This window comes from Loktanella sp. DJP18 (assembly GCF_049310965.1).
Classification (GTDB): Bacteria; Pseudomonadota; Alphaproteobacteria; order Rhodobacterales; family Rhodobacteraceae; genus Loktanella.
This window is the reverse complement of the sequence record NZ_JBMERN010000029.1, coordinates 1-17,888: the sequence shown is the minus strand read 5'-3', so window position 1 is coordinate 17,888 and position 17,888 is coordinate 1. Positions and strand designations below refer to the sequence as shown.

Here is a 17,888-nt window from a genome sequence, read left to right as displayed (position 1 = left end):
GGGGAAGAGCGGGCCATGATCAAGAGCTTCACGGGAGGCCTGCGCGGTCTGTTCATCGGCGCGGGACTGGTCCTTGCGGTCGCCTGTACGCCGATCGTGCGCAACTACGGCTACATTCCCACCGACGCGGACCTGTCCGCCATCACCGTCGGTCAGGATACGCGTGACACCGTCACCCTGGCCGTCGGCCCGCCCACCACGACCGGCGTGCTGGGTGACGACGCCTTCTTCTACGTCCAGAGCCGGTTCGAGACGGTCGGTCCCCGCGCCCCGGTCGAGGTCGACCGACAGGTGCTGGCGATCAGCTTCAACGGGGCAGGGATCGTGTCGAATATCGAGCGCTTCACCTTGCAGGACGGGCGCGTCATCACCCTGTCGCGCCGCGTCACGGACGACAACGTTCGCGACAATACCTTCCTGCGCCAGCTTCTGGGAAGCGTCGGCCGGGTCAACACGCAGGACCTGGTCGGCCAACCCTGAAACCATGCCGGCACGGTTGGGTTCATGCCGGCGTGCACTGTCAGCGCCGCGTCAGTCTTCGGGTGTGAAGGTCATCGCCACGCCGTTCATGCAGTAACGCAGACCCGTCGGGGCCGGACCATCCGGAAAGACATGGCCCAGATGTCCGTCGCACCGCGCGCAATGCACTTCGGTGCGGCGCATGAAAAGGCTGCGATCCACGGTCTCTCCCACAGCGTCGGCGTCGAGGGGCGCAAAGAACGAAGGCCAGCCGGTGCCGGATTCGAACTTCGTGTCCTGACTGAACAGCGGGTTGCCGCAGCCTTTGCACAGGAACGTGCCGGGGTCCTTGGGAAAGTCGTCATGCGTGCCCGCCCGTTCGGTGCCATGCTTGCGCAGGACCTTGAAGGCTTCGGGCGACAGTTCTTCCTTCCACTCCGCATCGGTTTTGTTGACTTTGTCCATGACTGTCATCTTTCCTGAATTCCGTGTTGATTATCATGTAGGGCGATGGGCGCGGATCGCCAAGGTGAGGGTCGAGGTGACAGCATCGTTTCACAAGAGGCACCTTGGTGTCCGTCTGGCGCAGACGCCGGACGATCTGCTGGCCTGCCAGCGCCTGCGCCATTCCTGCTTCTTTCATGCCTCCGGTGTGGATGCCGATGCCTACGATCCGCTGTGCCTGCACGTCATGGTGGGGGGCGAAGTGGGTCTTGTGGGGACCGCCCGTGTCATGCTGCTGCCGGATGGCCAGCACTTGTCTGCAAGTTACACCGCCAGCGCCTATGATCTGGCGCCACTGTCCACCTATCCCCGGCCGGTGATGGAGGTCGGTCGTTTTTGTTCGGCACCGGGCACCGCTGTGGATGTCCTGCGGCTGGCCTGGGGTGCGCTGACGGGGTTGGTCGATGCCCACGGTGTCGGCCTGTTGATCGGCTGTTCCAGCTTTGCCGGCGCAGACCCCGCCCGCCATGCCGCATCGCTGGCGCTGCTGGGCGCGCACCACCGCGGTCCCGCGGCGTTGACGCCGGGCCGCAGGGCCGCGCGCACCGTGCCGCTGGCCGGTGCGGTGTCGGATCGTCGGGCGGCGCTGGCGGGCCTGCCGCCCTTGCTGCGCAGCTACCTGAGGCTCGGCGGTTGGGTCGGGGACCACGCGGTCGTCGACGAGGTCATGGACACGGTGCATGTCTTTACCGCGCTCAAGGTCGATGCCGTCCCCGCCGCTCGGGCGCGGGCGTTGCGGGCGCTGGCGGGTTAGGATTCCCTTGCCGGGGCAAGGCAGCCTCCGACGGGGATATTTTCGACCAGAAGAAGAAATGTCTGTTCAGGAACGCGAGGGTGCGGCGCATCCGACGTGACGGTGTGTCGCTTGCCCCGGCCACAGGGCGGGCCTAGGTTGCGGGCAAATTGACGGAGGCCCGACATGGCGACGAAACCCCGCAGCATCTTTGAAGAGGTCGGAACGACGCAAAAGCAGGTCGCGACCCCCGGCGGCATCGACAGTCGCGGGCAAGGCGCGCGGGGCGCGATCCGTGTCTGGCTGATGGTGCTGTTCGCCTTGCTGGCCGTGATGATCGCCGTGGGCGGTCTGACGCGGCTGACGGATTCGGGTCTGTCGATCACCGAATGGCGCCCCGTCACCGGCGCATTGCCGCCCTTGGACGACGCGACCTGGCAGTCGGAATTCGCCAAGTATCAGGCGAGCCCGGAATACCAGTTGCAGAACGCCGGCATGTCGCTGGCAGAGTTCAAATCCATCTACTGGTGGGAATGGGGGCATCGGCAGCTGGGTCGGGTGATCGGCCTCGTCTGGGCCGTGGGCTTTGTCGGTTTTCTGGCCGCGCGCAAGATCCCGACGGGGTGGACCGGACGGTTGTTGTTCGTGGGTGCGCTGGGGGGCCTGCAAGGGGCGATCGGTTGGTGGATGGTCGCTTCGGGCCTCGAAGGTGCGCGCACTGACGTCGCGTCCTACCGACTGGCGACTCATCTGGGACTGGCCTTCGTCATCTTCGGTTTTATCACCTGGTATATCCTCAAGATCAGCCGCCGGTCGCCGGACCTGCTGACGGCCCGGCGCGCCGGCGATCCGCGCCTGTGGACGCTAGGCAGCGTGCTGATGGGGCTGGCTTTCCTGCAGATCGTTCTGGGGGCGCTGGTCGCGGGGATCGACGCGGGCCGCGCATATCCCGACTGGCCGCTGATGGCCGGTGGCTTACTGCCGCCCGACATGTGGCAGTTGCAGCCGGTCTGGCGGAACCTTTTCGAGAATGAAGGCACGGTGCAGTTCGTCCACCGGATGAGCGGTTATGTCCTGTTCGCCTTTGGCCTCTTCGTCTGGTGGCGCGCGCGGTCCAGCGCCAACCGCCGCACGCGCGGAGCCTACGGCATGATGATGGCCATGCTGGTGGTGCAGATGGGACTGGGCATCGTGACCGTGATGACGATGGCTGCGCCGCATGTCGCCATCCTGCACCAGATCGGAGCCGTGGTGCTGTGGGTCATGATCCTGCGCGCGCGGTTCCTGTCCCGCTATCCCTTGCCGCAATCCGTCCGAGAGGCCCGCCCATGACCGACTACACCGACCTGATGGACTTCGTGCGCGAAACCGAGGCATTGGCTCAGGTCGCGGGCCGACTTGGCTGGGATCAGGAGACGATGATGCCCGACGGTGCAACGGAACAGCGGGCAGAGGAGCATGGCGCGATGGCCTCTGTCCTGCACGCCCGCCGCATCGACGCGCGCATCGCCGGTTGGCTGGACAAGGCCGTGGCCGAGGATGCCATCGGCGCTGCGCAAGTTCGCCACATCCGGCGCAGTTTCGAACGGACCGCCAAGGTGCCTGCACAGCTTGCCGCCGCCATCGCGCGCGAAACCAGCCGTGCGCACCGCATCTGGGCGCAGGCGCGGGCAGAAGAAGACGTCGCGGCCTTTCTGCCTGCGCTGGACAAGGTGCTGGCGCTGAAGCGCGAAGAGGCGCAGGCCATCGCAGGCGACGCGGACCCCTACGACGCGATGCTCGACGACTATGAACCGGGTGCGACGGCGGCGCAGTTGTCGGTCATGTTCGGCGCGATGCGGCCCCGGCTGGTTGGCTTGCGTGATGCGATCCGGGGGCAGGGGCCGGCACCCTTGTTGCAGGGCAGCTTTCCCGAGGCAGGGCAGATGGCACTGACCCGCGAGCTGGCGCTGGCCTTCGGTTATGACCTGCACAACGGGCGCATCGACAAGGCAGTGCATCCGTTTTCGTCCGGGTCCGGCCTCGATGTGCGGATCACGACGCGCACGAACCCCACCGATCCGTTCAACTGTTTTTATTCGACGATCCACGAGGTCGGCCATGCCTGTTACGAGCAGAACATCGACCGCGCCTATCTGCTGACCCCGCTGGGGTCCGGCGTGTCGATGGGCGTGCACGAAAGCCAGAGCCGGATCTACGAGAACCAACTGGGGCGCAGCCGCGCCTTTACCGGCTGGCTGTTCGGGCGAATGAAGGACACCTTCGGCGACATCGGCATCGCGACCGAGGACGACTTCTTTGCCTGCGTGAACCGGGTGGCCGACGGCTATATCCGCACCGAGGCGGACGAGGTGCAATACAACCTTCACGTCCTGCTGCGGTTCGATCTGGAACAGGCGATGGTCAGCGGCGATCTGGCGACGCGCGATCTGGAAGCGGCCTGGAACGACCGATTTCAGCGTGATTTCGGTTTTGCGGTGGACCGGCCGTCAAATGGCGTCTTGCAGGACGTGCATTGGTCAGAGGGGCTGTTCGGCTACTTCCCGACCTATTCGCTGGGCAACGTCTATGCCGGATGCCTGCATGCGGCGTTGCGGGCGGCGGTGCCCGACCTCGACGACGATCTGGCACGCGGCGATACCCTTCGCGCAACAGACTGGCTGCGAGAGAACGTGCAGCAGCACGGCGGGCTTTATCAGCCGCGCGAGGTCATCACGCGCGCGGCGGGGGTTGCACCGTCTGAGGGGCCGTTGCTGGACTACCTCGAACAGAAGTTCGGCGCGATCTACGGGGTCTAAGGCAGTCCGAACTTTCGCAAGGACGAGTCAGGCTGGCCAGTCAGGGCTTCGCTTGGTCAGGAAGGCGTCAATGCCTTCTGCGGTCGCGTCCAGCGCCATGTTTTCCACCATGACCGCACCGGTGAAGGCGTATGCCTCTGCCGTCGACATGCGGGCCTGGGCATAGAACGCGGCTTTGCCGATGCGGACGGCCGCGGGCAGTTTCGCGGCGATCGTCTCTGCCAGCGCGCGGGTGTCGCGGTCGAGGTGATCGGCGTGAACGACCCGGTTCACCAGACCTTCCTGCGCCGCCTCGTCGGCGGTCAGGAAACGGCCCGTCGTCAGCATCTCGAAGGCCATCTTGGCGGGGATGTTGCGGGTCAGGGCGACCATCGGCGTCGAACAGAAGAGGCCGATGTTCACGCCGTTCACTCCAAAGCGCGCGTCGTCGCTGGCCACCGCGAGGTCGCAGGTCGCGACGAGCTGGCAACCGGCGGCCGTGGCCAGCCCCTGCACCTGGGCAATCACCGGTTGTGGCAGGGATTGCACGCGCATCATCAGCGCCGCACAGCGGTCGAACAGGGTCTTCAGCCCTGCGGCACCGTTGTCGGGCTGGCTTCGCAGGTCGCGCAGTTCGGTCAGGTCATGGCCCGCACAGAACGCGCGCCCCGCACCGCGCAGGATCACGACGCGAACCGTCGCATCATCGGCGATCCGGTCAAGCTCCGCGTGCAGGGCCGACAGCATCGCTGTGGACAGGGCGTTCAGACGTGCGGGCGCGGTCATCGTCAGGGTCGCGACATGGGACGTATCGCTGCGGGTAAGGATTGTCATGGCCGACCTTCTCTGTTGTGTTGACGGCAGGTTAGGGCAGGGAGGCCGGTTTTGGAACTGAAGTTGGACGAGGGCGCGTTGATGGAATTCCTCGCCCGCGAATTTCCGCAGGTCTGCGACGATTTCGCGATCGACAGCCTGACGCCGCAGGGTCTGCGGGTGCGTCTGCGGGTCGCGGACCGGCACCTGCGGCCAGGCGGCACCGTGTCGGGTCCCAGCATGTTCGCGCTGGCCGACGTGTCGGTCTACCTCGCGATCCTCGCGCGGTTGGGTCCGGTGGCGCTGGCGGTGACGACGAATTGCAGCATCGATTTCATGCGCAAGCCCGCCAGCGGTGCCGATCTGTTGTGCGATACGCGCCTGCTGAAGTTGGGGCGCAGTCTGGCGGTGGGCGACGCCATGCTTTTTTCCGAAGGGACCGACCAGCCGGTCGCGCGGGCGGGGCTGACCTACGCCATTCCGCCCGCCCCATGAAAGAAGGCCAGCCGTAAGGCTGGCCAAGTTGCTCGGGGTGGTGACGTCAGCGCTGAAAGAAGGCCTTGTTCGCCTCGGCACGGGCCATGCCGGCGGTCAGACCGATATCGCGCAGTTCGTGGGGCTCGAGCCGTGACAGGCTCTTGCGGGTGGTGCGGCGCATGTCCCAGATGGTCACCGCCACGGCGGCAATCACGCAGATCTGGGCCAGCTTCGGCAAAGAGGCCTGAGCGTTCAGAAGCGAAAGTTGCGCGGTGTGCAGGGCGGCTGCCATGAGACTGTTCCTCGAATTGTATTGACACAATTTAGCGATTTGCTATGGTGTATGGATACAAAGCGAAATGTGAGGCGTCCAGAGAATGATTGTATCCGATACAAAATGGACGCCCGCATTGTCAGCCTCACCCTCCAGGTCCAAATACGAGGCTTTGGCTGTTGCAATTCGTGACGGTGTCGCCGATGGGCAACTTCGCCCTGGCGCGCAGCTTCCGCCGGTGCGTGATCTGGCCTTCCGCGTCGGCGTGACGCCCGGCACAGTGGCGCGGGCCTACCGCCTTCTGGTGGATGACCGGGTGCTGGTGGCCGGGGTGGGCCGCGGCACATTCGTCGCGGATCGTCCGGCGCACGTGCCGCCCGGTCTGTCACAGGACATCGCGCAGAACCTCGCGCAGTTCGCAAACGAGATGGCGGACCACGTCGACACCGGATACTTCGTCAGCCCGCGGATGCCCGACATGGGGCAGGCGGCGTTGATGGCGCGGGTCCTGACCGATCTACCGACGCGGCTGCTGATGCGCTATCCCAGCCGGATCACCGACCTCGCGGCGCGGGCGGCCTTTCACGCGACGCTGGACTCTGATGCGGTCGGTGCCGCGACGGTCGATGATGTAGTGCTGGCGCATGGCGGCCAGAATGCGGTCGTAATGATCATGCAGACCATCCTGCACGGGCCTTCACCAGCCGTCCTAGTGGACGAGCTGAGCTACAACGGATTCCGCTCTGCGGCCGAACTGTGCCGCGCCGAAGTTCATTCCGTGCCTTGGGATGACGATGGGCCGCGGCCGGACGTCTTTGCCCAGCTTGTCCGCCAGCACCGCGTGCAGCTGTATTGCACCGCTGCAGAGGTCTGCAATCCAACGACCCGTGCCACGTCGCCCGCGCGCCGCGCCCAGATCGCCGATATCGCCAACCGTCACGGCGTGCATGTCATCGACGACGATTGCTACAGCCGCACCCAGCGGTTGGGGCCAAGCTATCGGGCCCTGTTGCCGGACCTTGGGTGGTATGTGACATCCCCCTCGAAATCCCTGACGCCCGCGTTGCGGATCGGGTTTGCCGTGGCGCCGCAATCCTGCGCGCAGGCTCTTGTGCGAACGGCGACGGGGCACAGCTTCGGGGTGTCGCAACTGGTCTGCCACACCTATGCCAGCGTAATGGCGGCTCCCGAGTTGCCAGCCATCATGGCCGCCGTCAACGCCCGCATCGCCCGCGACGTGGCCGCCGCCGTCGAGGTCCTGTCGGGTTACGATGTGGCCTGGGCCGACGGTGCACCCTTCGTCTGGCTGCCTTTGCCGTCGCCCTGGCGGGCCGGGGCCTTTGCCGATGCGGCGCAGTCCCGTGGTGTCGCCCTCAAATCCGCCGAGGCGTTCGTGCAGCGCGACAGCCGCATGGTCCATGCGGTCCGCATCGCGGTGAACGGAGAACTGTCCCACGACGATTTCCGCGCTGCCTTGGGCCGTATCCGCGCCCTTCTGGACGCGCCACCGGCCAGAATTGCGGTGTGAGGATTGGGGTATTATTATACCTTAATTATAAACAGCTGATTTTGAACGTTTAATTGGCGTCAGCGGCACTTGACCGCGCGTGCGGCGTAGCTATAACCCCTCCATCCGAATGACGGGTCAGCGATGACCCCCGAACTACTCTGGTGAGATATGAAAACCTTTACCGCTACCCCGGCGGATATCGACAAGAAGTGGATCATCGTCGACGCTGAAGGCGTCGTCCTTGGCCGTCTTGCCTCGATCATCGCCATGCGTCTGCGCGGCAAGCACAAGCCGTCCTTCACGCCGCACATGGACATGGGCGACAATGTCATCGTGATCAACGCTGAAAAAGTGCAGATCACCGGCAACAAGCGTGATGAAAAGAACTACTGGCACACCGGCCACCCCGGCGGCATCAAGTTTCGCACCACCGGCGAGATCCTGGACGGCAAGCACCCCGAGCGCGTCGTCATGCAGGCCGTCAAGCGGATGCTGCCCGGCGGCAAGCTGAGCCGTCAGCAGATGACCCACCTGCGGGTCTTTGCAGGTGAAGCACATGGCATGGAAGCCCAGAAGCCCGAAGTTCTGGACGTCGCGTCCATGAACAAGAAGAACACGAGGACCGCATAATGGCCGATCAGATCAACTCTCTCGAAGAGCTTGGCGGTGCCGTGACCGCTGACATCGGTGGCGTTCAGGGCACCGAAGCTGCCGTTGCCGCTCCCCGTGAACCCGTCCGCGACAGCCTGGGGCGCGCCTATGCGACCGGCAAGCGCAAGGATGCGGTCGCCCGCGTCTGGATCAAGCCGGGTTCCGGCAAGGTCACCGTAAACGGCAAGCCGATCGACGATTACTTCAGCCGTCCCGTGCTTCAGATGATCCTGAAGCAGCCGTTCCAGATCGCCGGTGTCGTCGGCCAGTTCGACGTGATGGCGACTGTCGCCGGTGGCGGTCTGTCCGGTCAGGCTGGTGCTGTGAAGCACGGTGTCTCCAAGGCGCTGCAGCTTTACGATCCCACCCTGCGCGCCGCACTCAAGGCCGCCGGTTTCCTGACCCGCGACAGCCGCGTCGTGGAACGGAAGAAGTACGGCAAGGCCAAGGCCCGCAAGAGCTTCCAGTTCTCCAAGCGCTAAGGACGACTGTCTGCATAACCGAATTGGGAAGGCCCGCGCGATTGCGTGGGCCTTTTTCGTGGCGCTGCGACTTTCTGTCGGAAATGCTACGAAATCAACCATCTGACGCGCGTTCGCCGGTTTGGCGGGTGTGTCAGCGACTTCATCATTGACCTTGCCATGTTCCTTGTTCAACCATCGGCCAACGTCGAGGGATGAATTACAGGCAATGGCTTTCCGCGCACCCGCGCCTCTGACCCAGGACCAGACCCGCAGCGTCAAGCTTCTCGGTCTGCCCTTTGCCTATGCGCTGCTGCTGCTGGCGCTGCCTTTGGGTGCCATCGTGCTGTTCAGTTTCTGGACACAGGATTTCATGACCGTGGACACGACGTTCACGACTGCCAACTACCGCGAGATCTGGGGTAGTCCGATTTACGGTCTGCTGCTGCAGCGATCCTTGCTGGTGTCGGGGATCGTGACGGCGGTGACGGTGCTGCTGGCCTATCCGGTTGCCTATTTCATCAGTTTTCACGTCCAACCGAGCAAGAAGAGCCTCTGGCTGTTCCTGATCACCATTCCCTTCTGGACCAGCTATCTGATCCGCGTGTTCCTGTGGAAGGTGATCCTTGGCTACAATGGCGTCATCAACTCCGGCCTGCTGCAACTGGGGATCGTCGATGAGCCGCTGACCTTCATCCTGTATAACGTCAATGCGGTCATCATCACGCTGGCGCATGCCTTTGCGCCCTTTGCGATCCTGCCGATCTTCGTCGTGCTGGAAAAGATCGACCGAAACCTTCTGGAAGCGTCGCAGGATCTGGGCGAAAGCAAATTCACGACCTTCCTGCGGGTCACGTTGCCGCTGTCGATGCCGGGTGTCGTGGGGGCCGTGCTGATCGTCTTTATCCCGACGATCGGGGATTACGTCACGCCGGAATTGATGGGGGGCGCGGGCGGCAAGCTGATCGCCAACATGATCCAGACGCAGTTCCTGCAACTGAACAACGCGCCGCTGGGCGCGGCCCTGGCCATCGTGGCGATGGTCTGCGTCACGTTGATTTCGCTGATCTTCGTGTTCCTGAACCGCAAATACCTGCGGGGCCGGTCATGAAGCTGCGGATCTATGCCATTGCCTATCTGATCTTTCTCTATGCGCCGATCATCCTTCTGCCGCTGTTCGCCTTCAACGATGCGACCATCATCGCATTCCCGCTGTCGGGGTTCACGACACACTGGTTCACGGAGCTTTCGCAGAATGCCGCCCTGCACGCGGCGGTCAAGAATTCGTTGATCATCGCGGTCTGCACGGCGGTCTTCGCCACGATCCTGGGGCTGTGCGCGGCGCGGGCCGGGGCGATGTCGGACTTTCCCGGCAAGAAGGGGATCACCGGATTCATCATGCTGCCGCTGGTCCTGCCGGAAATCATCGTTGCCGTCGCCTTGCTGGTGATCCTGCGGCAGGTGCTGGGGCTGAACCTTGGCAACTGGACGATCATCATGGCGCATGTGCTGATCTGCACGCCGTTTTCCATCGCGATCCTGAACGGGGCCTTTGGCGCGCTGGACCCGGCGATGGAGGAGGCGGCACTGGACCTGGGCGAGACCCGCTGGTCGGCGTTCCGGCTGGTGACCTTGCCGCTGGTGATGCCGGGGATCATCTCTTCGATGCTGATCTCTTTCACGATCAGCCTTGACGAGTTCATCATCGCGTTTTTCCTGACGGGATCAAACCCGACGATGCCTGTCTACATCTGGGGCCTGTTGCGGTTCCCGTCGTCACTGCCGGTCATCATGGCGCTGGGGACGATCCTTGTGGCCTTGTCGGTCGTGCTTCTGACCATTGCCGAAATTTTCCGCAGGCGTGGCGTGCGCCGCTCTGGCGGGACCGATACCGGGGGTTTCCTGTGACCGACCTGATCAAGCTGCGCGGCGTGCAGAAGTATTACGGCGACTACCACGCGCTGCGCGACATCAACCTGACGATCCGGGCGGGCGAATTCTTCAGCCTGCTGGGGCCGTCGGGCTGCGGCAAGACCACGCTATTGCGGGTGATCGCGGGGTTCGAGGGGGTGTCGGACGGCACGGTCATGATTTCGGACCGCGACATGAAGGATGTGCCGCCGAACCAGCGACCGACCAACATGGTGTTCCAGTCCTACGCGATTTTCCCGCATCTGAGCGTGGCGGAAAACGTGGCCTTCGGCCTGCGCAAGTCGGGCATGAAGAAGGACGAAAAGGCGTCGGCGGTCGAGGCGGCTCTGACGATGGTGGGCCTTGCAGGCTACGGTGCTCGTGCCGCGCATGCGTTGTCGGGCGGCCAGCGGCAGCGGGTGGCGCTGGCGCGCGCGTTGATCCTGAAGCCCAAGGTGCTGCTGCTGGACGAGCCGTTGAGCGCGCTGGACAAGAAGATGCGCGAACATATGCAGGTGGAGCTGATCCGGTTGCAGCGGGCGGTGGGCATCACCTTCATCCTGGTGACCCACGATCAGGAAGAGGCACTGGTCATGTCCGACCGCATCGCCGTCATGTTCGCCGGCGAGATCGGGCAGATGGACGACCCCGAAACGCTGTATCGCCGTCCCAACAGCCGGCGGGTGGCGGAGTTCATCGGCAAGATGAACTTTCTGCCGGCCCACGTGACCGCGTTCAACACGAACATCGACCTGAGTATCGCCGGGTTCGGCGATGCCGTGGTCGCCCTAGATCAGGCCCCAGAGGGACCGCGGCACGGTGCGGTGGCCGTCGGCATCAGGCCCGAGACCCTGGCGATCCTGTTCGACGGAGAGAAGGCAAGTCGCCACGAAGCGCCTGCGGTGGTGGACGAGGTCGTCTATTACGGAGACATGACCTACTACGATGTCCGCGTGAAGGACGTCCCGGAACCCCTGACCATTGCGATGAAAAACATGATCGGTCGCCCGGTTCTGGACGTCGGCGCGCAGACCCGGATCGCCTGGGACGAACGCGCGATCGTCGTGTTCTAGAACGGCATAGCATAGCGAACGGACAGGACCTCGAGGCCCGGATTGGTGAGATCCGTGTCGGCGTTCGACCGGTGGTCGTAGGCCACCGTCACCGTGCCGCCGCTGCCGAAGGCATAGCCAACCCCAAGGCTCGCACGGAATTGCAGGTTGCCACCCAGGTCGGGGCCGTCGCCTTGAAATTGGATACCGGGCATCAGCGTCGATTCGACGAAGACAGGACCGGGGATCACCCCGGCGCTGGTCCATTTGCCGCCGGCACCGATCCAACCGGCACCGTCCTCGGTCAGTGATGCGGCGATGGTGGGCTGGAACGGTCCGGCCTTGAACCCCGCGTCATAGCCAAGGGTGATCTCGCGACCGATGCGTGCGTCGTCAAAGCGCACGTCACCAAGCTGGAACGACAGGCGCGCGGGCGCATCGCTGCGGGCGAGGCAGCCCGTCGGGCAATCGGTCAAGGCCATGTCCGTGAGGCTGGTGATCACGAAAATCGCGGCGAGCGTGCCATCCATGCGAGGGTCTCCTGTCGGGTTGCGGTCGTTTCTGCGCCCTGCGCCGAGCGGTGACAAGGGCGCCGCGTCAGATATCCGGCGGCAAAATTCCGAGACCGCGCAGATAGATCCCGATGCCGGTCTCCAGCAGGTCTTCGGGCGGATAGGGGCTTTTGGTGCCGGGACTGCCCCGGGCGAAAAGCTCTACGACGCCATGCGACAGCGCCCAGATATGGGCGGCGAACATCTGCGGCGGTGGCCTGCGGTTCGCCGGAATGTGCTGCGAAAGCTGGTCGCAGGCTTTCTCCATCACGCCAAGCGCGCGGCTTGCGATCTGGTGCAATGCGGGTGAGCGATTGATCGAAACGCCGCTTTCGAACATCGCGACATAGTGCCCCGGATGGTCGCGGGCAAAGTCGAGATAGGCGGCCCCGGTCGCCAGAAACGCCTTGAGGTCGGAGGGTATCCCCTCGGCATAGGCCGTTTCCATCCGTTCCGCGAACAGATGATAGCCTTGCAGCGCCGCCTCGGCGATCAGGTCATCGCGGCCTTCGAAGTGGCGATAGACGGCGGCCGGCGTGACGCCCGCATCGCGCGCGGCCTCTGACAGGGTAAAGCCGGTTGGGCCGCGCTCCTCAATCAGGTTCAGGCAGGCTTCGACCAAGGCCTGGGCAAGGTTGCCGTGGTGATATCCGCGTTTAACCATGCCGCAGGTCAGGTGCTCCTGCGATCTTTGGATCGACTGCGCCGATGGCGTCGTCGGACTTTCCGGCATAGGTCAAAGGTGTCAGCACGGCACGGATCGCGTTGACCCGCGCGCGCCGCTTGTCGTCAGCGCGAATCACGGTCCAGGGAGCATGTGTCGTGTGGGTCCGGCCAAGGGTTTCATCGATGGCCGCCGTGTAGGCGTCCCATTTGCGCAGCCCGTCGACATCGATCTGGCTGAGCTTCCATTGCTTCAGTGGATCGCTTTCCCGGTCGAGAAACCGTTTGAGTTGCGTGGCCCGCCCGACGTTGAGCCAGAGCTTGAACAGCTGGATGCCGTCGTCGACCAGCAGCTTTTCGAAGTCGTTCACCTGCCTGAACCAGGTTTCACGCTCTTGCGGTGTGCAAAAGCCGAAGACATGTTCGACGACACCGCGGTTGTACCAGCTCCGGTCAAAGAACACGACTTCGCCAGCAGCCGGCATGTGTTTGATATAGCGCTGGAAATACCACTCCGTCGCTTCGGTCGGGGATGGTTTCGACAGGGCTACGACACGGGCATGGCGCGGGTTCATGTTCTCGCGGAAACGAGCGATGGTGCCGCCCTTGCCGGCGGCGTCGCGACCTTCGAAGACGACGACGATGCGCTGGCCGTCCATCTGGGCCGCGCCTTGCAACTTTGCCAGTTCGATCTGAAGTCTGGCCAGCGCGTCATCATACGACTCGCGGTCCCATGCTTCTTGATAGGGGAAGTCCGGGTTCAGGATGTCGCCATTCTTGGCGTCGCGGATGGCGTCGCGCACGGATGCGGTTGCGTGCTGCTCGAAATAGCGGCTGATGCCGCCGTCAAAGGGTTTCGCCATGTGATCCTCCGGCTGTTGGCGCACTATGAGCGGCGCGCCTGCCTAGCGCAATCCGGCGCGCTCGGCGGCGCGGACTATGGCGGCGACGGCCTCCTCCGGGTTGGTGTGGTGGGGCATGTGACCGATGCCCTCCATCCGCACCAGATGCGCGGAGGGGATCAGTTGCACGACCTTGTCGGAATGGACGGCGATGGGCACGGTGTCGTCCGCGGTGCCGTGCAGAATTTCGACCGGAAGGGTCAGTTCGGGATAGCGTTCCGCCATGACGACGGCGTGCGGACGCAGGGTGTTGACCTGCCGCACATTGGCGCGAAAGGTCTCTGGTCGCAGGGCCAGCGGTGCCCCGATGTAGTTGCCGTAGCCTGCGGGAGCGGTCTGCGGCGAAAAGGTGCCCTCGATCACGTTCTCTACCGTCGCGGTCGGCACGAAGGCAGAGATGAGGGGGATCGTGACGGCCCCGCCAAACGCGCTGCCGTTGACAGTGTAATAGGGACCCAGATCGCCGGGCCAGGGCATGGCGACACCTGCAAAGGAAACCATTGCAGCGGCGTTCACGTCGCTGTCCTCGTCCAGACCGAGCAGCGCCCAGGCATAGGCGACGATCCCGCCGAGGCTGTGGCCCACGACGACCGGATCCGTGATGCCCAATTGCGCAGCCGCCTCGCGCAGCATGGTCGCCTGCTGAGCAGGGGTTTCGCCAGCGGTCGCCAGTGCGCCGGTTGCGATGTCGGGGTCGCGGTCGGTATAGCCAAGGCCGGGCCGGTCGAAGGCGGTGACGCGGTAGCTGTCGGTCAGCCGGTCGAAAAGGTCGAACTTGAAATCGCGCAGATTTCCGCCGGCCCCGTGAATTAGCACGACGTCGGGGCCGGTGCCGGCCTGGATGTAATGCACGCGCGCACCGCCGTGGACGGTAACGAACTGGCCGATGGGCGGAAAGGCCTGTTCCGCCTGCTGGACCCGGTAGGCCGCCGTGCAGCCCGTCAGCACGGCCCCCACCGCCAGGGTCAGTGCGGAAAGGGTGAACGTCCTACGTGCCGATTTCATTCAGGTCATACTTCGTGGTCTGGTAGATCTCGTTGATCCAATTGCCATATAGAAGGTGCGCGTGACTTCGCCACCTGTTTTGCGGTGGACTTGCGGGATCGTCATTCGGGTAATAGTTGCAGGGCACGTTGATCGGCGTGCCGGATGCCACGTCGCGGTCGTATTCCTGCTTCAGCGTGCCGCTGTCATATTCAAAATGGTTGAACACATAAAGCGCACGGTGGCCCGCGTCCTCGACCAGGCAGGGGCCGGTCTCGGCGCTGGTGATCAGGGTCGAAAGGCCGGGGCTGGCGTCGACCTCGCCCTGCTGCATCTCTGTCCAGCGGCTGACGGGGACGACGATGTCATCGGAAAACCCGCGCAGGTAAGGCGAGGCAGGTGACGTGACCGTGTGGCGGAAACAGCCAAAGACCTTGTGATCGAGCAGGTGCTTCTGCACGCCGTGGAAATGGTTGATCATCGCCATGCCGCCCCAGCAGACGCCGAAGGTGGAATGAACGTGCGTCTGGGTCCAGTCGAAGACCTGCTGAAGTTCCGACCAGTAGGTGACTTCCTCGAACGGCAGGTGTTCGATCGGCGCGCCGGTGATGATCAGACCGTCGAACTTCTCTCCGCTGGCCGTGACGTCGGCAAACGGGCGGTAGAATTCTTCCATATGCTCGGCCGCGGTGTTGCGGGTCTGATGTTCGGACATGCGGATCAGCGACAGCTCGATCTGCAATGGTGTGGCACCGATCAGGCGCGCGAACTGGTTCTCGGTCTGGATCTTCTTCGGCATCAAATTCAGCAGCGCGATGCGCAGGGGCCTAATGTCCTGCCGGTCGGCAGCATCCTCTGCCATCACCATGACACCTTCACGCGACAGGACGGCGTAGGCGGGCAGGGTGGCGGGCAGTTTGATGGGCATGGGTCTGTTCCTTGATCGCGGGCGTGACAGATAGGCGCGTCAGCCCCGCATCTCAACCCGTGACAGGGCACCGGCGATGAGGGTGTCGAATTCCTGGGCCGTGCGGATCGCGCCGATCTCGGAGGCCGGGATCGTCAGGCCCCAGCGCTCGGCCATCTTGCGGTAGCGCGGCTGGCGGTGGGCCAGTGCGCGGGCATAGGTCCAGCGGATGAAAGCGTCGGGATCGACGTCAGCTTCGGTGCAGGCGTTCTCGGCCAGATATGCAGCCCAGGCGTCCAACAGGAAGCCGGGCTGATAGGACATCGGCTTGGGGGCGGCGTCGAAGCGGCGGACAAGTTCAGCCGTATGCGCCTCGGACCCTTCGATCCAGATCATCAGGGTGCGCGCGGCCAGATGCGCCATGACAGGGTCGGCGGGGTCGTCCGGGTTCACCCATTCGCAAATCGACCCGCCCGTGTCGCAGATGAAATGCGGGTAGCCGTAAAGCGCGGCCGCCCGGTCGATGAAATACCCGGTATCCAGAAGGGCCGCGACCTCTGCCCGGCGGAACTGGTCCTGCCTGCGGGTGTATTCTGCCAGTGGCAGGCCGCCTTTGACCGGACTGCCCGGTTTGCCGAGATAGGTCGACACCGGATTCAGGTTGTCGAAGGTGATGTTCGAGCCGATGTAGATGCTGTCCGACAGCAGCAGGTCGCGCAAAAAGGGCACCTTCATCGCCTCGGCCTTGGCATTGTCGGCGATCAGCTCTCCCATGTAGCGGGTGCCGATGCGGTAATCGACGGAATAGTGGAACCAGTCCCCGGTGCGGCGCAGCAGGCTGGCCACGTGGGTTTTGCCCAGCCCGGACATGCCGAAGACCAGAACACGTTTCTGCGGAGCGGAGAGCCATTCGACGGCGGATGTGTAGATCATGCGCACTGCCTAAGGGCGGGACGGAAAATCTTCTAGCGGATTCTTTGCAAAGGGGATCAGCGGCCGCGCCAGATCCAGCCGCCGCCCAGCACGCGCGTGCTGTCTGTATCGTAGAACACGCAAGCCTGTCCGGGGCTGACGCCTTCCTCGGCCGCCAGCAGTTCGACCTCTGCCTCGGTGTCCGAGATCGGGCGCAGGACAGCGTCCGTCGGCGGCTTGGTCGAGCGCACCTTGACCGCGATTTGCCGTTCGCCTCCGGCCAGGAAGCCGCCATCGCCCAGCCAGTTGATCTCTCGCAGGGGGACGCGGCGGGTGGCGAGCATTTCCTTGGGCCCGACGACGACATGGCGCGCGTCGACATCCAGCTTCACGACGTAAAGCGGATCGACGAGGCCGCCGATGCCAAGGCCACGGCGCTGGCCGATGGTGTAATGGATCACACCGCGATGCTGTCCCAGCACGGTGCCGTCCAGATCGACGATGTCGCCGGGTTCTGCCGCACCGGGACGCAACTTCTCGATCACCGCGGCGTAGTTGCCATTGGGCACGAAACAGATGTCCTGGCTGTCAGGCTTATCGGCGACCGACAGGCCATAGCGGGCAGCCAGCGCGCGCGTCTCGGCCTTGCTGTGCAAATGACCCAGCGGAAACCGCAGGTAGGCCAGCTGTTCGGCCGTGGTCGAGAACAGGAAGTAGCTTTGGTCGCGGGCGGCATCCGCAGCCTGATGCAGTTCGGCACCGTCGTCACCCATCTTGCGCTGGATGTAATGGCCTGTGGCCATGCAGTCGGCGTCAAGCTCGCGCGCGGTTTGCAGCAGGTCCTTGAACTTGACCCTCTCGTTGCAGCGGATGCAGGGCACCGGAGTCGCACCGGCAAGGTAGCTGTCGGCGAATTCGTCGATCACGGCCTCGCGAAAGGTGTTTTCGTAGTCAAGCACGTAATGGGGAAAGCCCATCGCCTCGGCGACGCGGGCAGCGTCCTGGATATCGCGACCGGCACAGCAGGCACCCTTCTTGGCGAGAGCCGCACCGTGGTCGTAAAGCTGAAGCGTCACACCGACGACATCATAGCCTTCTTCGGCAAGCTGGGCCGCCACGACCGAACTGTCGACGCCGCCGGACATGGCAACGACGACGCGGGTCTGCGAGGGCGGCTTGGCGAAACCGAGTGAATTCAAGGGCTGATCAAGGGACATTGCGCACCTTTGGAACGGCTTAAGGCAATATAGAGGAAAATGCCCGATACACCCAAGCCTGCGGGCTTACCAGTCCTTAAAGATATTTGCGCGACCAATTGGCAGAAGGACTTGGAAGAAGGTGTGAAAT

The 17,888-nt window shown here is 64.0% G+C and carries 21 protein-coding genes; 11 read left to right on the top strand and 10 right to left on the bottom strand.

Annotated elements, in window-relative coordinates; all coding sequences use genetic code 11:
* The first annotated feature begins 15 nt into the window (after positions 1–15).
* A complete protein-coding gene (locus ACOI1H_RS10750; RefSeq protein ID WP_422437332.1) occupies positions 16–480 on the top strand; it encodes an outer membrane protein assembly factor BamE in 465 nt (154 codons plus the stop codon).
* 51 nt (positions 481–531) lie between these two features.
* Here the strand turns inward: ACOI1H_RS10750 and msrB are convergent, their stop codons facing one another.
* Complete coding sequence (gene msrB / locus ACOI1H_RS10745) at positions 532–924, bottom strand: peptide-methionine (R)-S-oxide reductase MsrB (RefSeq protein WP_422437331.1); 393 nt, start codon at positions 922–924, stop codon at positions 532–534.
* Here msrB and ACOI1H_RS10740 point away from each other — a divergent pair.
* The 3 genes from ACOI1H_RS10740 to ACOI1H_RS10730 all read left to right on the top strand — a co-directional run bounded on the left by ACOI1H_RS10740 (position 923) and on the right by ACOI1H_RS10730 (position 4,494).
* Positions 923–1,717 (top strand): GNAT family N-acetyltransferase, encoded by a 795-nt coding sequence (locus ACOI1H_RS10740; protein WP_422437329.1) that lies wholly within the window; start codon positions 923–925, stop codon positions 1,715–1,717. The genes msrB and ACOI1H_RS10740 overlap by 2 nt on opposite strands.
* 165 nt (positions 1,718–1,882) lie before the next feature.
* The gene (gene ctaA / locus ACOI1H_RS10735; protein WP_422437327.1) at positions 1,883–3,028 is read left to right on the top strand and encodes a heme A synthase; all 1,146 of its coding nucleotides are present in this window, start codon (positions 1,883–1,885) and stop codon (positions 3,026–3,028) included.
* Positions 3,025–4,494 (top strand): carboxypeptidase M32, encoded by a 1,470-nt coding sequence (locus ACOI1H_RS10730; protein ID WP_422437326.1) that lies wholly within the window; start codon positions 3,025–3,027, stop codon positions 4,492–4,494. Before ctaA ends, ACOI1H_RS10730 begins: the two co-directional genes overlap by 4 nt.
* Before the next feature lie 27 nt (positions 4,495–4,521).
* Here the strand turns inward: ACOI1H_RS10730 and ACOI1H_RS10725 are convergent, their stop codons facing one another.
* Positions 4,522–5,337, bottom strand: coding sequence for an enoyl-CoA hydratase (locus ACOI1H_RS10725; RefSeq protein ID WP_422437380.1), 816 nt, complete (start codon positions 5,335–5,337; stop codon positions 4,522–4,524).
* 21 nt (positions 5,338–5,358) lie between these two features.
* Here ACOI1H_RS10725 and ACOI1H_RS10720 point away from each other — a divergent pair, with 21 nt between their 5' ends.
* Positions 5,359–5,781 (top strand): PaaI family thioesterase, encoded by a 423-nt coding sequence (locus ACOI1H_RS10720; protein WP_422437324.1) that lies wholly within the window; start codon positions 5,359–5,361, stop codon positions 5,779–5,781.
* Positions 5,782–5,827: 46 nt separating this feature from the next.
* On the opposite strand, the gene ACOI1H_RS10715 is transcribed toward ACOI1H_RS10720, so the two are convergent.
* Positions 5,828–6,055: a DUF1127 domain-containing protein gene (locus ACOI1H_RS10715; RefSeq protein WP_422437322.1), complete on the bottom strand. Its 228-nt coding sequence runs from the start codon at positions 6,053–6,055 to the stop codon at positions 5,828–5,830.
* A gap of 118 nt (positions 6,056–6,173) precedes the next feature.
* On the opposite strand from ACOI1H_RS10715, the gene ACOI1H_RS10710 reads away from it, so the two are divergent.
* The 6 genes from ACOI1H_RS10710 (at position 6,174) to ACOI1H_RS10685 (ending at position 11,643) form a co-directional block, all read left to right on the top strand.
* Positions 6,174–7,565, top strand: a complete 1,392-nt coding sequence (locus ACOI1H_RS10710; RefSeq protein WP_422437320.1) for a PLP-dependent aminotransferase family protein — start codon at positions 6,174–6,176, stop codon at positions 7,563–7,565.
* Between the two features lie 150 nt (positions 7,566–7,715).
* A complete protein-coding gene (gene rplM / locus ACOI1H_RS10705) occupies positions 7,716–8,177 on the top strand; it encodes a 50S ribosomal protein L13 (protein WP_422437318.1) in 462 nt (153 codons plus the stop codon).
* A complete protein-coding gene (gene rpsI, locus ACOI1H_RS10700) occupies positions 8,177–8,680 on the top strand; it encodes a 30S ribosomal protein S9 (protein ID WP_422437317.1) in 504 nt (167 codons plus the stop codon). Before rplM ends, rpsI begins: the two co-directional genes overlap by 1 nt.
* A gap of 208 nt (positions 8,681–8,888) precedes the next feature.
* On the top strand, positions 8,889–9,770 hold the full coding sequence (locus ACOI1H_RS10695; RefSeq protein WP_422437315.1) for an ABC transporter permease: 882 nt from the start codon (positions 8,889–8,891) through the stop codon (positions 9,768–9,770).
* Positions 9,767–10,567: an ABC transporter permease gene (locus ACOI1H_RS10690; RefSeq protein ID WP_422437313.1), complete on the top strand. Its 801-nt coding sequence runs from the start codon at positions 9,767–9,769 to the stop codon at positions 10,565–10,567. Before ACOI1H_RS10695 ends, ACOI1H_RS10690 begins: the two co-directional genes overlap by 4 nt.
* The gene (locus tag ACOI1H_RS10685; RefSeq protein WP_422437312.1) at positions 10,564–11,643 is read left to right on the top strand and encodes an ABC transporter ATP-binding protein; all 1,080 of its coding nucleotides are present in this window, start codon (positions 10,564–10,566) and stop codon (positions 11,641–11,643) included. The genes ACOI1H_RS10690 and ACOI1H_RS10685 overlap by 4 nt, the downstream gene beginning before the upstream one ends.
* Here the strand turns inward: ACOI1H_RS10685 and ACOI1H_RS10680 are convergent.
* The 7 genes from ACOI1H_RS10680 to mnmA form a co-directional block, all read right to left on the bottom strand.
* Positions 11,640–12,152: an acyloxyacyl hydrolase gene (locus ACOI1H_RS10680; RefSeq protein ID WP_422437310.1), complete on the bottom strand. Its 513-nt coding sequence runs from the start codon at positions 12,150–12,152 to the stop codon at positions 11,640–11,642. The genes ACOI1H_RS10685 and ACOI1H_RS10680 overlap by 4 nt on opposite strands.
* Before the next feature lie 67 nt (positions 12,153–12,219).
* Positions 12,220–12,837 (bottom strand): TetR/AcrR family transcriptional regulator, encoded by a 618-nt coding sequence (locus ACOI1H_RS10675; protein WP_422437308.1) that lies wholly within the window; start codon positions 12,835–12,837, stop codon positions 12,220–12,222.
* Positions 12,830–13,699, bottom strand: coding sequence for a polyphosphate kinase 2 (gene ppk2 / locus ACOI1H_RS10670; protein WP_422437307.1), 870 nt, complete (start codon positions 13,697–13,699; stop codon positions 12,830–12,832). The genes ACOI1H_RS10675 and ppk2 overlap by 8 nt, the downstream gene beginning before the upstream one ends.
* Before the next feature lie 42 nt (positions 13,700–13,741).
* A complete protein-coding gene (locus ACOI1H_RS10665; protein ID WP_422437305.1) occupies positions 13,742–14,743 on the bottom strand; it encodes an alpha/beta fold hydrolase in 1,002 nt (333 codons plus the stop codon).
* Complete coding sequence (metA, locus tag ACOI1H_RS10660; protein WP_422437303.1) at positions 14,727–15,650, bottom strand: homoserine O-acetyltransferase MetA; 924 nt, start codon at positions 15,648–15,650, stop codon at positions 14,727–14,729. Before metA ends, ACOI1H_RS10665 begins: the two co-directional genes overlap by 17 nt.
* Positions 15,651–15,689: 39 nt before the next feature.
* Positions 15,690–16,562: an ATPase gene (locus tag ACOI1H_RS10655; protein ID WP_422437301.1), complete on the bottom strand. Its 873-nt coding sequence runs from the start codon at positions 16,560–16,562 to the stop codon at positions 15,690–15,692.
* Positions 16,563–16,618: 56 nt separating this feature from the next.
* Positions 16,619–17,758 carry a tRNA 2-thiouridine(34) synthase MnmA gene (gene mnmA / locus ACOI1H_RS10650; RefSeq protein ID WP_422437299.1) on the bottom strand — a complete coding sequence of 380 codons (1,140 nt, stop codon included), beginning with the start codon at positions 17,756–17,758 and terminating at the stop codon, positions 16,619–16,621.
* Positions 17,759–17,888 lie beyond the last annotated feature (130 nt).

Coding starts and splice junctions, on each gene's coding strand:
- msrB (WP_422437331.1), bottom strand. CDS start 924: ATGGACAAAGTCAACAAAACCGATGCGGAGTGGAAGGAAGAACTGTCG.
- ppk2 (WP_422437307.1), bottom strand. CDS start 13,699: ATGGCGAAACCCTTTGACGGCGGCATCAGCCGCTATTTCGAGCAGCAC.
- ACOI1H_RS10715 (WP_422437322.1), bottom strand. CDS start 6,055: ATGGCAGCCGCCCTGCACACCGCGCAACTTTCGCTTCTGAACGCTCAG.
- mnmA (WP_422437299.1), bottom strand. CDS start 17,758: ATGTCCCTTGATCAGCCCTTGAATTCACTCGGTTTCGCCAAGCCGCCC.
- ctaA (WP_422437327.1), top strand. CDS start 1,883: ATGGCGACGAAACCCCGCAGCATCTTTGAAGAGGTCGGAACGACGCAA.
- ACOI1H_RS10680 (WP_422437310.1), bottom strand. CDS start 12,152: ATGGATGGCACGCTCGCCGCGATTTTCGTGATCACCAGCCTCACGGAC.
- ACOI1H_RS10675 (WP_422437308.1), bottom strand. CDS start 12,837: ATGGTTAAACGCGGATATCACCACGGCAACCTTGCCCAGGCCTTGGTC.
- ACOI1H_RS10690 (WP_422437313.1), top strand. CDS start 9,767: ATGAAGCTGCGGATCTATGCCATTGCCTATCTGATCTTTCTCTATGCG.
- ACOI1H_RS10695 (WP_422437315.1), top strand. CDS start 8,889: ATGGCTTTCCGCGCACCCGCGCCTCTGACCCAGGACCAGACCCGCAGC.
- ACOI1H_RS10730 (WP_422437326.1), top strand. CDS start 3,025: ATGACCGACTACACCGACCTGATGGACTTCGTGCGCGAAACCGAGGCA.
- ACOI1H_RS10740 (WP_422437329.1), top strand. CDS start 923: ATGACTGTCATCTTTCCTGAATTCCGTGTTGATTATCATGTAGGGCGA.
- ACOI1H_RS10655 (WP_422437301.1), bottom strand. CDS start 16,562: ATGATCTACACATCCGCCGTCGAATGGCTCTCCGCTCCGCAGAAACGT.
- ACOI1H_RS10750 (WP_422437332.1), top strand. CDS start 16: ATGATCAAGAGCTTCACGGGAGGCCTGCGCGGTCTGTTCATCGGCGCG.
- metA (WP_422437303.1), bottom strand. CDS start 15,650: ATGCCCATCAAACTGCCCGCCACCCTGCCCGCCTACGCCGTCCTGTCG.
- rplM (WP_422437318.1), top strand. CDS start 7,716: ATGAAAACCTTTACCGCTACCCCGGCGGATATCGACAAGAAGTGGATC.
- rpsI (WP_422437317.1), top strand. CDS start 8,177: ATGGCCGATCAGATCAACTCTCTCGAAGAGCTTGGCGGTGCCGTGACC.
- ACOI1H_RS10665 (WP_422437305.1), bottom strand. CDS start 14,743: ATGAAATCGGCACGTAGGACGTTCACCCTTTCCGCACTGACCCTGGCG.